At 67.4% G+C, this 12908-nt stretch carries 14 protein-coding genes; 11 read left to right on the forward strand and 3 right to left on the reverse strand.

Annotation, left to right across the window (positions count from 1 at the left end):
* The first annotated feature begins 36 nt into the window (after nt 1-36).
* Together AC07O3_RS02725 and AC07O3_RS02730 are read left to right on the forward strand one after the other, a co-directional pair.
* Nucleotides 37-960 carry a crotonase/enoyl-CoA hydratase family protein gene (locus AC07O3_RS02725; RefSeq protein WP_495338520.1) on the forward strand — a complete coding sequence of 308 codons (924 nt, stop codon included), beginning with the start codon at nt 37-39 and terminating at the stop codon, nt 958-960.
* A 166-nt stretch (nt 961-1126) separates the two neighbouring features.
* Nucleotides 1127-2341, forward strand: coding sequence for a glycerophosphodiester phosphodiesterase (locus AC07O3_RS02730; RefSeq protein WP_495338521.1), 1215 nt, complete (start codon nt 1127-1129; stop codon nt 2339-2341).
* 27 nt (nt 2342-2368) lie between these two features.
* Here the strand turns inward: AC07O3_RS02730 and AC07O3_RS02735 are convergent, their stop codons facing one another.
* Complete coding sequence (locus AC07O3_RS02735) at nt 2369-3268, reverse strand: transglutaminase family protein (protein WP_495338522.1); 900 nt, start codon at nt 3266-3268, stop codon at nt 2369-2371.
* Nucleotides 3269-3396: 128 nt separating this feature from the next.
* On the opposite strand from AC07O3_RS02735, the gene AC07O3_RS02740 reads away from it, so the two are divergent.
* Nucleotides 3397-3732 carry an antibiotic biosynthesis monooxygenase family protein gene (locus tag AC07O3_RS02740; protein ID WP_495338523.1) on the forward strand — a complete coding sequence of 112 codons (336 nt, stop codon included), beginning with the start codon at nt 3397-3399 and terminating at the stop codon, nt 3730-3732.
* A 3-nt stretch (nt 3733-3735) separates the two neighbouring features.
* Nucleotides 3736-4539, forward strand: a complete 804-nt coding sequence (locus tag AC07O3_RS02745; protein WP_495338524.1) for a sulfite exporter TauE/SafE family protein — start codon at nt 3736-3738, stop codon at nt 4537-4539.
* A 3-nt stretch (nt 4540-4542) separates the two neighbouring features.
* Here the strand turns inward: AC07O3_RS02745 and mnmC are convergent, their stop codons facing one another.
* Both mnmC and AC07O3_RS02755 read right to left on the reverse strand, forming a co-directional pair.
* Nucleotides 4543-6489 (reverse strand): bifunctional tRNA (5-methylaminomethyl-2-thiouridine)(34)-methyltransferase MnmC2/FAD-dependent 5-carboxymethylaminomethyl-2-thiouridine(34) oxidoreductase MnmC1, encoded by a 1947-nt coding sequence (gene mnmC / locus AC07O3_RS02750; protein WP_495338525.1) that lies wholly within the window; start codon nt 6487-6489, stop codon nt 4543-4545.
* A gap of 15 nt (nt 6490-6504) precedes the next feature.
* Nucleotides 6505-6780 (reverse strand): oxidative damage protection protein, encoded by a 276-nt coding sequence (locus AC07O3_RS02755; protein WP_093173971.1) that lies wholly within the window; start codon nt 6778-6780, stop codon nt 6505-6507.
* A 147-nt stretch (nt 6781-6927) separates the two neighbouring features.
* Here AC07O3_RS02755 and AC07O3_RS02760 point away from each other — a divergent pair, with 147 nt between their 5' ends.
* The 7 genes from AC07O3_RS02760 (at nt 6928) to AC07O3_RS02790 (ending at nt 12905) form a co-directional block, all read left to right on the forward strand.
* The gene (locus tag AC07O3_RS02760; RefSeq protein ID WP_093173969.1) at nt 6928-7968 is read left to right on the forward strand and encodes a sulfate ABC transporter substrate-binding protein; all 1041 of its coding nucleotides are present in this window, start codon (nt 6928-6930) and stop codon (nt 7966-7968) included.
* Nucleotides 7969-8065: 97 nt separating this feature from the next.
* Nucleotides 8066-8650 carry an NADPH-dependent FMN reductase gene (ssuE, locus tag AC07O3_RS02765; RefSeq protein ID WP_093054572.1) on the forward strand — a complete coding sequence of 195 codons (585 nt, stop codon included), beginning with the start codon at nt 8066-8068 and terminating at the stop codon, nt 8648-8650.
* A gap of 126 nt (nt 8651-8776) precedes the next feature.
* Nucleotides 8777-8914, forward strand: a complete 138-nt coding sequence (locus AC07O3_RS02770; protein WP_177142297.1) for a hypothetical protein — start codon at nt 8777-8779, stop codon at nt 8912-8914.
* Between the two features lie 31 nt (nt 8915-8945).
* Nucleotides 8946-9902 carry a sulfonate ABC transporter substrate-binding protein gene (locus AC07O3_RS02775; RefSeq protein ID WP_495338526.1) on the forward strand — a complete coding sequence of 319 codons (957 nt, stop codon included), beginning with the start codon at nt 8946-8948 and terminating at the stop codon, nt 9900-9902.
* Nucleotides 9902-11071 carry an FMNH2-dependent alkanesulfonate monooxygenase gene (gene ssuD, locus AC07O3_RS02780; protein ID WP_093173965.1) on the forward strand — a complete coding sequence of 390 codons (1170 nt, stop codon included), beginning with the start codon at nt 9902-9904 and terminating at the stop codon, nt 11069-11071. The genes AC07O3_RS02775 and ssuD overlap by 1 nt, the downstream gene beginning before the upstream one ends.
* A 9-nt stretch (nt 11072-11080) precedes the next feature.
* A complete protein-coding gene (gene ssuC, locus AC07O3_RS02785) occupies nt 11081-11926 on the forward strand; it encodes an aliphatic sulfonate ABC transporter permease SsuC (protein ID WP_093054578.1) in 846 nt (281 codons plus the stop codon).
* Between the two features lie 10 nt (nt 11927-11936).
* The gene (locus tag AC07O3_RS02790; RefSeq protein WP_495338527.1) at nt 11937-12905 is read left to right on the forward strand and encodes an aliphatic sulfonate ABC transporter substrate-binding protein; all 969 of its coding nucleotides are present in this window, start codon (nt 11937-11939) and stop codon (nt 12903-12905) included.
* Nucleotides 12906-12908 lie beyond the last annotated feature (3 nt).

The following is a 12908-nucleotide window of genomic DNA, read 5'->3' on the forward strand; positions in this document are numbered from 1 at the left end:
AGAGCAGCACAACCCTCACGCAAGGAGACAAGCCAGATGCCAGCCTTCGAAACCGTCCTGATCGACAAGGACCCGCAGCACCCGCGCATCGCGCGCCTCGTGCTCAACCGGCCCGACAAGCTCAACGCCATCGGCGAGACCACGCCTTCGGAGATTCGACGCGCGGTCGAATGGGCCGAAGCCGACGACGAAGTGCATGTGATCGTGGTCGAAGGCGCAGGCCGCGCCTTCTGTGCTGGCTACGACCTCGGCGACTATGCCGAAGGCCATGGTCGCGAGGGGGAGGGCGACCACCCCTGCCGGCAAGAGAAAACGCCGTGGGATCCGATGCTCGACTACGCCGCCATGAAGCGCAACACCGACGACTTCATGGCCCTGTGGCGCAGCCGCAAGCCCACCATCGCCAAGGTGCACGGCTACGCGGTGGCGGGCGGCAGCGACATCGCGCTGTGCTGCGACCTGCTGACCATGGCCGACGATGCGCGCATCGGCTACATGCCCACGCGCGTGTGGGGCTGCCCGACCACCGCGATGTGGACCTATCGCCTCGGTGCCATGCGCGCCAAGCAGCTCATGTTCACGGGCGACACCATTGCCGGCACGCAGGCGGCCGATTGGGGTCTCGCCAATTTCTCGGTGCCCGCCGATCAGCTCGACGACGCCACGCTGAAGCTCGCGCTGCGCATCGCGGGCGTGCCGCGTTCGCATCTGATGATGCACAAGCTGGTCGTCAACCAGGTCTGGCACTCGATGGGCTTGGAGCAGAGCCAGATGTTCGCGACCGTGTTCGACGGCATCACGCGGCACAACCCAGAGGGGATGTGGTTCAGGCGCCAGGCGGAGGCCGAAGGCTTCAAGAGCGCGGTGCAGTGGCGCGACAGCGGCCGGCCGATTCCCGAGGGCGACGAAGCCCGCGCACGCATTGCCGAGCTCGAAGCGAAGCTGGCAGCGCGCGGCTGATCCGGCACGGGCAGGCGCCGGTGCGCGCCGATGGCCCTTTGTCGCGTGGTGCATGTCACGCGACCGACACCTCCCCCTTCGATGATCCGGCGCGCCTGCCGCCAACCTGCTTGGCAGCCAAAGGCAGGCGTATTTACATCGATAGAAACAAATAGGGGGAATTTCAATGCAGTTGTTAACTTTTTCCAGGACCGCCCTCGCGGCTTGTGCCTGCGCGTTCATGGCGGCATGCGGTGGTGGCAGTGGCGGCGGCATGCCCGCGCTGCCCGATGCGCCGGCGTCACCGCCGGCGGCGCCTCCTGCGCCGGCCCCGGCTCCAGCGCCAGTGGAGGCGGCACCCGTGCTCGTCATCGGTCATCGCGGCGCTTCGGCGCAGCGGCCTGAACACACGCTGGCCTCGTACCAGCAGGCCATCGACGACGGAGCTGACTTCATCGAACCCGACCTGGTGCCCACCAAGGACGGCGAACTGGTCGCCCGCCACGAGAACGCCATTGCCATCGTCGACGCAGCCGGCACCGTGATCGAGGCCACCACCAACGTGGCCGACGTGCCGAAGTTCGCCGGCCGCAAGGCCACCAAAGTCATCGACGGCATCTCGATCACAGGCTGGTTCACCGAGGACTTCACGCTGGCCGAACTCAAGGAGCTGAAGGCCCGCGAGCGCATTCCGAAGCTGCGCCCGGCCAACGTGTCGTACAACGACCAGTTCCAGGTGCCCACGCTCGACGAAGTGATCCAGCTCGCCAAGGCCCAGTCTGTGGCCAAGGGCCGCGTGATCGGCATCTACCCCGAGACCAAACACCCTACCTACTTCCGCTCGATCGGCCTGCCGCTCGAGAAGAAGCTGCTCGACACGCTGCAGAAGCACGACCTGAACAAGGCTGATGCGCCGGTGTTCGTGCAGTCTTTCGAGACCGGCAACCTGAAGGACATCCGCCTGAAGAGCACGGTGAAGATCGTCCAGCTCATCGACGGGCAGGGGGCGCCTTACGACCTCGTGGCCCTGAGCGACAAGCGCACGTATGCCGATCTTGTGAAGCCCGAGGGCCTGGCCGAGATCGCAGCTTATGCGCAGGGCGTCGGCACGGCCAAGGCACGCGTGATCCCGGTGGTCGACGGCAAGCTCGGCACGCCGACCACGCTCGTGAAGGACGCGCACGACAAGAAGCTGCTGGTCCACGTCTGGACGATCCGCCCCGAGAACAACTTCCTGCCGGACAGCCTCAAGAGAGCGCCGAAGGCCGACCCGATCATGCAAGGCGACACCGCCGGGGAAATCAAGGCGTTCCTCGACGCCGGCATCGACGGCCTCTTCGCCGACAGCCCCGTCACGGCGGTGCCGGTGGTCAAGGCGTATCGGGCGGCGCGGTCGAGGTAGGAGCGCGCAAGAGGCGGTGGTTGGCGCTCAGTCCTTGCGGCGGGTGACGACCACCGTCGCTTCGAGTCCCTCGTAGGCCTCGGCGTCGCCGTACCAACTGCCCGAGATCGGCGCTGCCTGCGCCGGGTCGCGCGTGACGCCGACACGGATCAACTGGCCGCTGCCCATCAGGTTGTTGGTCGGATCGAAGGCCAGCCAGCCGATGCCCGGCAGATAGGCCTGCAGCCAGGCGTGCGTGGTGCCGGCGCCGGTCATCGATTCGCCCTTGGTCTGGGCGGCGTTGTCGAGCGCGGCGTCGTATAGATAGCCGGAGACGAAGCGGGTGGCAATGCCAAGGCGCCGCGCGGCTTCCATCATCAGCAGGGCGTAGTCGCGGCAGCTGCCGCTGCCGAGCGCCAGCGTGACGAGCGGCGACTGCGTGCCTTCTTCATCGCGCGCCTTGTATTCGAGGCTCTGGCCGATGTGCGCGTTCATGCGCGTGAGCACCTCACGCGTGCTGTTGGGCTTGTCGGTATGCAGGAACTGGTGGGCCCAGCGGATCAGCGTGCCCTGGTTGTCGTCGTCGTGGTGCGGGCGCAGGTAGTGCTCGAGGTCGAGGCGCTCCTGCACCGAATAGGCGAAGGGCAAGAATTCGGCGGCGGGGTCTAGTGCCAGTTGGTCCTGCTGCGCCGGCACGTGCTCGATGGTGAAAGAGCACACGATGCGCAGCTCTGTCGCCTCGCCCATGGGCTGCACCAGCGCCACGGAGTTGGAATGCGGGTCTTGAATGAGCCGGGTGAAGGCCTGCGGGCTCACCTGCAGGTCGGTGGCCAGCACGCGCAGGTCGTGGCTGTCGCGCGGACGGAACATCACGCGGTGCAGGCCGAAGGTGACCGGCTTGTTGTAGCGATAGACGGTGGTGTGCTTGATGTCGTACTGGATGGCCATGCGGTGCATTCTCAGCGTTCGCGTGGCAAAACGGTGGATTGGCGTGAGCACATGCCGCAGAATCGGCGCCCGTCCGGGCTCTGCCCGGGTCCATTCGGGTTCATTCACCCAGGAGATTCCGGCCCGTCATGTACTCCGCCACCTTCATCTTCGCCAAGAAGCAGTTCGACGATGAGTTCCACCGTCTCGACCAGACCGTCGCCGCGGCCGCGAAGTCGCTGCCCGGCTACCTGGGCGAGGAAACATGGGAGAACACGGGCAACGGGCTAGTGTCGAACGTCTACTACTGGGACTCGCTCGACAGCCTGCAGGCGTTGATCCGCCACCCCGTGCACCAGCAGGCCAAGGCGGCGCAGGCGAACTGGCTCGACGGGTACAAGGTGGTGATCTCCGAGGTGCTGCGCACCTATGGGGACAGCCGTATCGATCACCTGCTGGCGCCTTCGGGGCAGGGCGCCGCTTAGCCCATGCCCGAATCGTTCGGCTTCGTTCAAGTGCTGGGCGGGCTGGCGATCGGCATCTTTTCGGGTGCGATGGCCGGGCTGCTCGGTGTGAGCCCCGGCGGGGCGCTGGTGCCCGCGCTGGCGTTGATGCCCGGGCTGGGGCAGCATGATGCACAGGCCATTTCGCTCGCAGCGCAGCTGGTGCCGACCAGCCTGGCGGGGTTTCTGCGCTACCGGGTGTCGGGGCATGGGGCCGCGTGGCGCACGGTGGTCTGGATCTCGCTCGGGTTTCTGGCTGGGGCTTATGCGGGCGCGCGTGGGGCGAGCCATGTCGCCGATGCGGCGCTGCGGTGGATGTTCGTGGGGTATCTGCTGGTGCTGGCGACGCTGGTCGTGCTGAAGTCGCCTGCGAAGACTGCGGGCGTCGATGCGGCGCAGGCCGATGAGCCACGCGGAGCAGTCGTCGCGCTGGTGGTCGTTGGCATGGTCGCGGGTGCATCGTCGGGGTTGCTGGGCATCGGCGGCGGGCTGGCCATCACGGCGCTGCTGACGGTGGCGCTGCATTACTCGCAGCACCGGGCGCAAGCGGTGAGCCTGGCGATCAACGCGCTGCCGCTGGCGTTGCCGGCAGTGCTTGTCTACGCCAGCGTCGCCAGCGGGCTGCCCTGGGTGCTGCTGGGCTTTGTCGTGCTGGGGCTGTGGATCGGCACGGCGGCCGGGGCGCGGCTGGCGACCCGGCTGGAGGAGCAGGCGCTGCGCAAGTACTTCTTCGTGCTGGTGATCTGCATGGCGCTGCTGATGGCCTGGCGGGCATCGGGCGCGGGCTGATATTCAGAGCCGCCGCGTGCTGAGTGCCTTGGCCAGCGTGGCGGGCAGGGGCAGCGGCTCGGCGTGCCACTGCGCGGCCAGCAGTTCTGCGCACAGCGCGGCAAAGCTCAGGCCGCGCGAGCCCAGCGCGGTGCAGGCCCAGAGGCCGCCAGCATCGGCGTCGAGCGGGCCGACCAGCGGTCGCCGGTCGCTCGAGGCGCAGCGGATGCCGACCCAGGCATTGACCTGGCCGTGCGCGAACGAAGGGGCCAGCGCGGAGGCCGCGGCAGGGTGCAGCCGCGCAAGGCGCTCGCGGTTGGCGTCGCTGTCCGCGTCAGTGGGGGCGAGGTCCGTGCTGTCGCGGTCGAAGGTCGCGCCGGCCAGCCAGATCGGGGTGCCCTCGGCGTCGGGCACGTGAGCGACCAGATGGCCGTCGCCGTTGAGGGGCGTGGCGGGCAGTTCGAGGCCGTCGGCCATGTGGCCCCAGGCGACTTGGCCGCGCACCGGCTGAAGAGGGAGCCTGGGGGCGAATCGGTCTGATTCGAAGCCTGCGGCGATTACCACGCGGTCGACGTCGATCAGCAACTGGCCGGCCGGGTCGAACAGTTGCCAGCCGCTCGCGTGCCGCTCCAGGCGCTCCACCTTGCACCCACCACGAAACTCGACTCCCGGCTGCCGCAGCCACGCGGCGATCAGCCGGTGCGGCCGCACCCAGGCGGCGCGTGCGTGCCAAAGGGCGGGCGCATCGCTCGGCAGTCCAAGAGCCGCCAGTTGCCCGGCGCTCGCGGGCCACGATTCGTTGGGGCCGCCATCGCTCCAGCAAGCCGGCACGCGCGTGTCGCCATCGGGCCGGCGCTCCAGCACGCCGCTGGCGCGCCAGTCGCGGCCTTCTTCCAGCAATCGTGTCAGTTCGGCCCACGTGGCGCGGATGCCGGCTCGCGTGAGCCGCGACAGCAGCGCATCATCGGGCGACACATGTGGCGCGAGCATGCCCACCGGCAGCCCCGACGCACCGGAGGCGGGCCAGTCGGCGGCATCCAGCACGGTGACCTGCCATCCGCGCCGCGCAAGGCTCGCTGCCACGGCCGCGCCCGCAAGCCCGGCGCCGATGACGGCGCAGCGGCCCGGCGTGTCGATGCGCTCGGGTACGGGGCCGCGGCGGCGCACCGTCCAGGCGGGCGCGAACACGCCGCGCAGGCAATCGCGCTTGGGTGGCAGGCCCTGGTCTCTTTCGACCGAGAACCCGAACTGCTTGAGCGCGTCGCGCACCGTCCGCGCGATCGTCCAGGTGGCGATGCGCGTGCCTTGCCGCGCAAAGCGCGACACGGCCTTGAGCGTGTCTTCCGACCACATGGCAGGGTTCTGCTGCGGGCTGAAGCCATCGAGAAAGATGCTGTCGGCATCGAAGCGCTGGGCGCGCAGCATCGGCTGCACGTCGCCGATGCAGAGGGTGAGCAGCACGCGGCCTTCGTCGAAGGCCAGCCGGTGGAAGCCCGGCAGCAGCCCGTGCCACTGCGCGGCCAGTTCGCGGGCGAGGGAGGCCAGTTCGGGATACGCCCCGGCCGCGCGCAGCAAATCGTCAGCCGAAACCGGGTGTGCCTCGATAGAGACGAAGTGCAGCATCCGTGGCCGCCCGGCGTCCGCGCGCCAGGCCTGCCAGGTTGTCAGGAAATTGAGGCCCAGGCCAAAACCGGTTTCGAGAATCAGCCATTGCGGCTGTCCGATCCAGGCCTCGGGCAGCCCGCAGCCACCCAGAAACACATGGCGCGACTGCGCCAGTGCTCCGGTTTCGGTGTGATAGATGTCGTCGAAGCGCTCGCTGCGGGGGACGCCGTCGGCGCGCCATGTAACAGGCTCACCCCCAGGCTTCGCGCACTTCGTGTCGCTTCGCCAACCCCCTTCGAGGGGGCAACACCTGCAGCCCGGCAAAGCCGGTTCTGCGGTGTTCCCCGAAGAAGAGGTAGGCGGCAATCGCGGTGGCGACCGTTAGGAGGCCGAGGGGGGGACGTAGCCCTGGGCCACGTCGGCGCCTTCGCCGAAGAAGTGCTTTTCCATCTGCCGCGCCAGGTACTGGCGGGCGCGCAGATCGGCCAGATTCAGCCGGTTTTCATTGACCAGCATGGTCTGCTGCTTGAGCCAGGCGGCCCAGGCTTCCTTGCTGACGTTTTCCCAGAGGCGCTTGCCCAGCTCGCCTGGGTAGGGCGGGAAGTCGAGCCCTTCGGCCTCTTTGCCGAGCTTGATGCACTGAACCATGCGTGCCATTTCGATTGCCTTTGAACGGGAAAAGTGGGGAAAGCGGTTGCTTAGTTGATTTGGCTATTTAGAACTGAAAACTTGGTCGTTCCAGTTTCTATATGTCGTATTGAGAATACGCAGCTTCATTGATATGCCTTTTCAGAGCAAGACACCATGAGCCTCCGCCGCGACTTTATCAAGCTTTCCCTGGGTGCCGGCGTGGCCGGTGCCATGGCCCTGTCGGCGTTGCCGACGTTTGCACAAGGTGGCGCGGCTCCCGTGACGCTGCTGAACGTGTCCTATGACCCGACGCGCGAGCTGTACGTGGACTACAACCAGGCCTTCGCCAAGTACTGGAAGGCCAAGACCGGCCAGGACGTGACGGTCAAGCAGTCGCATGGCGGCTCGGGCAAGCAGGCCCGCTCGATCATCGACGGCATCGACGCCGACGTGGCCACGCTGGCGCTGGGCGGTGACGTCGATGCGCTCGTCACGCACGGTGGCCTCGTCAAGGCCGACTGGCAGAAGCGCCTGCCGCACAACTCCGCTCCCTACACCTCGACCATCGTGTTCCTGGTGAAGAAGGGCAACCCCAAGGGCCTGAAGGACTGGGACGACCTGATCAAGCCCGGCGTGCAGGTGATCACCCCCAACCCCAAGACCTCGGGCGGCGCCCGCTGGAACTACCTGGCCGCGTGGGAATTCGCCAAGCGCAAGTACGGCGGCGATGCCAAGGCCAAGGAATACATCGGCAACCTGTTCAAGAACGTGCCCGTGCTCGACACCGGCGCGCGCGGCTCGACCATCACCTTCGTGCAACGCGGCGTGGGCGACGTGCTGCTGGCCTGGGAGAACGAAGCCTTCCTGGCGCTGAAGGAGTTCGGCCCCGAGAAGTTCGAGATCGTGGTGCCCTCCATCTCCATCCTGGCCGAGCCCAGCGTGGCTGTGGTCGACAAGGTCGTCGACAAGAAGGGCACGCGCGCCGTGGCCGAGGAATACCTGAAGTACCTGTACTCGGATGAAGGCCAGGACATCGCGGGCCGCAACTTCTACCGCCCGACGTCTGACAAGGCAAAGGCCAAGTACGACAAGCAGTTCCCCAAGCTGACGCTGGTGACCATCGACCAGGCCTTCGGCGGCTGGGCGAAGGCCGACAAGGAGCATTTCGCAGACGGCGGCTCCTTCGACCAGATCTACACGACAAAGCAGAAGTAACTCGACCCGCGACCGAGCCGGTCCCGCATGGCGCCCGTTCCGCGAGCGTCATGACCCGGCTCGCCTCGACATCTCCGAAGAAAACAGAAAGTCTCCCGTGTCCGTTCTCCTGATTGCCGGCAGCCCCACGGCCCCGTCCCGCTCCACCGCCTTGCTCGACTCGGTGGGCGAGCGGCTGGCCCAGCGCCATGCGCGGATCGAGCGGCTTGCCATCCGCGAGCTGCCGGCGCAGGCGCTGCTGCTGGCCGAGTGGAACAACCCGGCCATCGAGCGTGCCATTGCCCAGGTGGCGGCGGCTCGCGTGATCGTGGTGGCCACGCCGGTCTACAAGGCGGCCTACAGCGGCCTGCTCAAGGTCTTTCTGGACCTGCTCTCGCAGAACGCGCTCAAGGGCAAGACGGTGCTGCCGCTGGCCACCGGCGGCAGCCCGCACCACATGCTCGCGCTCGACTACGCATTGCGCCCCGTGCTGCAGTCGCTGTCGGCGCGCCACATCCTGCCGGGCGTGTACGCCAGCGAATCGCAGATTGCGCTGACGCCCGAGAACGCCTACCAGGTGCACAACGACCTGGCCGAGCGACTCAACGAGGCCGTCGAGGTGCTGGCCACCGAAGGCCTGAAGCTGCCTGCAACCCACGGCTTCGAGCCGGTGCCGTTTTCTCGCGTGCGATGTAGCGTCTGAAAGCACGGGCTCGTCGCGAGCCCGTGCTTGCCCAGACCTCATCCCTCATTCCCGTTCTTGAAAGCCGCCTGCGCGCGGTGCGGGACAGCTTTTGCCTGAAGTTTTTGCAGACCAAGGAATCCACGCATGACCCCCGTTGCCACCGAAGACTCCGTGCTCGACACCTCGCCGCGCTCCCTCTGGCACGCGCTGGGCGATCTTGCCGTGAGCGTCATCGTCGTCAGCGCCATTGCGCTGATCGTGAGTTTCATTGCCGCCGCCTGACCGCGCGGCACATCCATACCCAAGCATTGCCATGACATTGATTTCCGCACCCCGACGTCGCCTGATCCAGGGCGTTGCTGCCGCCATTGCGCTGCCTTCTTTTGCTGCGCTGGCACAGGCGCCCGCACGCCAGCTTCGCATCGGCAACCAGAAGGGGCCGCTGAGCGTCCTCAAGGGCCGCGGCACGCTCGAGAAGCGACTCGCACCACTCGGCGTGACCGTGAAGTGGACCGAGTTCACCGCCGGCCCCGTGCAGCTCGAGGCGCTGAACGTCGGCTCCATCGACTTCGGCGACGTGGGCGAGGCGCCGCCCATCTTCGCGCAGGCAGCCGGTGCGCCGCTGGCCTATGTGGCCGCGACGGTGCCGCGTCCGCGGGCGGAAGCGGTGATCGTGCCCAAGGGTTCGGCCATCAAGACCGTGGCCGATCTGAAGGGCAAGAAGATCGCGCTCAACAAGGGCTCGAACGTCCATTACCTCATCGTCAAGCTGGCCGAGAAGCACGGGCTGCCGTACACCGACCTGAACCTGGTCTACCTGCCGCCGGCCGATGCGCGCGCCGCCTTCGAGAAGGGCTCGGTCGACGCCTGGGTCATCTGGGACCCGTTCCTCGCCGCAGCCGAAAAGTCGCTCGAAGCGCGCGTGCTGGCCGATGCCACCGGCGTGGTCGGCAACCGTGGCTACTACTTCTCGTCGCTCGACTACGTGGCGAAGAACGCCGACGTGCTGGCCATCGCGGTCGAGGAGATCAACAAGATCGACGTCTGGGGCGCAGCCAACAAGGGCGACTACGCGGCCGAACTGGCCACGCTCTGGGGCCTGCCGAAGCCGGTGGCCGATTTGTCGGTGGGCCGGGCGGACTACGGCACTACACCCATCACCAAGGCCATCCTGGCCGAGCAGCAGCAGATTGCCGACACCTTCTTCGCACTGAAGCTGATCCCGAAAAAGATCAACCTGCTCGAAGCCGCCGGCGCGGGGATTGCGTGATGCAGATCTTCTGGTTCCTCCCCACGCACGGCGACAGCCGCTACCTCGGCACGAGCGAGGGCGCACGCCCCATCGACCTGGCTTACCTGCAGCAGATTGCCGGCGCGGCCGACAACCTCGGCTACGAAGGCGTGCTCATTCCGACGGGCCGCTCGTGTGAAGACCCGTGGGTCATCGCGTCGAGCCTGATCGGTGCGACGAAGAAGCTCAAGTTCCTGGTGGCGGTGCGCCCCGGCCTGCACCAGCCCAGCCTGGCCGCGCGCATGGCCGCGACCTTCGACCGGCTCTCCGGCGGGCGCCTGCTCGTGAATCTCGTGACCGGCGGTGACCAGGCCGAGCTCGAAGGCGACGGCGTGTACCTCGACCATGCGTCGCGCTACGAACAGTCGGCAGAGTTCATCCGCATCTGGCGCGAGATCATCGCGCGCAGCCACGACGGGCAGGCTTTCGACTTCGAAGGCAAGCACCTGAGCGTGAAGGGTGCGAAGCTGCTTTACCCGTCGGTGCAGAAGCCGTATCCGCCCGTGTGGTTCGGCGGCTCGTCGGCTGCTGCGCACGACCTCGCCGCGGAGCAGGTCGATGCGTACCTCACCTGGGGCGAGCCGCCCGCGGAAGTCGCGAAGAAGATCGCTGACGTGCGCGCCCGCGCCGAGCGGCAGGGCCGCAAGGTCGAGTTCGGCATTCGCCTGCACGTGATCGTGCGCGAGACCGAAGACGCCGCCTGGAAGGCTGCCGAAGAACTGATCAGCCGCGTGGACGACGAGACTGTCATCCGTGCGCAGGCAGCCTTTGCGCGCATGGATTCCGAAGGCCAGCGCCGCATGGCCGCGCTGCATGCTGGCGGCGCCAAGCGCTCGCGCGCCGAGCTTGAGATTGCGCCGAACCTCTGGGCTGGTGTGGGCCTCGTGCGTGGCGGTGCCGGCACGGCGCTGGTGGGTGACCCGAAGACCGTCGCTGCGCGCATCGAGGAATACGCAGCGCTCGGGCTCGACAAATTCATTCTCTCGGGCTACCCGCATCTCGAAGAGGCCTACCGCTTCGCCGAGCTGGTGTTCCCGCTGCTCTCGCGCAAGGCGCAGACGCGCCTGGCAGGCGGTTCGCTCAGCGGCCCGTTCGGCGAGGTCGTCGCCAATCTCGATGCGCCTTCGCGCCTCGTCTCCCAAAGCTGAAGGACTGTCATGACCGAACAAGTTCAGGAGCTGCCGGCCGTGGCACCCACCGAGAACACCGGCAACGCATTCAGGAGCTTCGCTGCCAACGTCGCCGGGCGACTGGTGCCGTGGCTCGTGCCGGTCGGGCTCATCGTCTTCTGGCAGATCGCGTCGTCGCTGGGCTGGCTCAGCACGCGCGTGCTGCCGGCGCCGGTCGACGTGGTCAAGGCTGCGTGGAACCTCACGGTGTCGGGCGAGCTGTGGACGCACGTGAAGGTCAGCGCGGGCCGCGCGCTCGCGGGGCTGGCCATCGGCGGCGGGGCGGGGCTTGCGCTCGGCCTGCTCACGGGCTCGGTGAAGTTCGCCGAGACGCTGCTCGACTCCACCATCCAGATGGTGCGCAACATTCCGGCGCTGGCGCTGATTCCGCTGGTGATCCTGTGGTTCGGCATCGACGAATCGGCCAAGCTGTTCTTGATTTCGGTGTCGGTGTTCTTCCCGATCTACCTGAACACCTTCCACGGCATCCGCAACGTCGATCCGCAACTGATCGAGATGGGGCGCACCTACGGCCTGTCGCGCTGGCAGCTGTACCGCGAGGTGATCCTGCCGGGCGCGCTGTCGTCGATCCTCGTGGGCCTGCGCTTCTCGCTGGGCCTGATGTGGGTGATCCTGATCGTGGCGGAGACCATCTCGGCGCAGGCCGGCATCGGCTACCTCACGATGAATGCCCGCGAGTTCCTGCAGACCGACATCGTGCTGGTGGGCATCCTGCTGTACGCGCTGCTCGGCAAGCTGGCCGACCTGTTTGCGCGCGGGCTGGAGCAGTGGTGGCTGCGGTGGCATCCTGGCTACCAGAAGAAGGCGAAGTGAGGGCAGGGGCATGACGCAATTCCATGTTTCCCGTCGCACCGTCATCGCCACGCTGGGCGCGTTCGGCGCCGGTGCGGTGCTTGCACAGGGCGTGGCCGCGCGGCCCGCGACCGTGCGGCTCGGCTACCAGAAGTCGTCGACGCTGATCGCCGTGCTCAAGGCACAAGGCGCGCTCGAAAAGCAGCTCGCGCCGCTCAACGTCACGCTGAGCTGGCACGAGTTCACCAGCGGCCTGCCGCTGCTGGAGGCGCTGAACCTCGACAACCTCGATATCAGCGCCGACGTGGCCGACACCGTGCCGGTGTTCGCGCAGGCCGCCGGAGCAGACCTGACCTTCATTGCGCAGGAAGCACCGTCGCCGGCCGCACAGGCCATCGTGGTGCGCGAAGACTCGCCGATCAAGACGGTGGCCGATCTGAAGGGCAAGAAGATCGGCTTCGCGAAAGCCGCTGGCGCGCACTACCTGCTGATCGCCGCGCTCGACAAGGCCGGCCTGTCGTTCAAGGACATCGAGCCCGCCTACCTCACGCCCGCCGATGGCCGCGCCGCCTTCGAGAAGGGCGCCATCGACGCATGGGTGGTGTGGGACCCGTTCCTTGCTGCCGCGCAGCGCCAGTCGAAGGTACGCGTGCTGGCCGACGGCGCGGGCATCGCCTCGTACCAGCGCTACTACCTTGCGAGCACCAAGTTCGCGAAGGCGCGGCCCGACGTGCTGCGCGTGGTCTACGCCGAGCTCGAGAAGGCCGGCAAGTGGGTCAAGCAGAACCCGAAGGACGCGGCCGCGCTGCTGTCGCCCGTGTGGGGCCTGGACGCCGCAACCATCGAGCAGGCCAACAGCCGCCGCAGCTATGCCGTGCGTCCGGTGGTGGCCGAGGCCCTGACCGAGCAGCAGCGCATCGCCGATGCCTTCTTCACGGAAAAGCTGCTCCCCCGAAAAATCGATGCGCTGAACGTGGCGCTGTTCAAACCCGGAGCCTGAAGC

The organism is Variovorax sp. GW821-FHT09D05 (genome assembly GCF_059416325.1).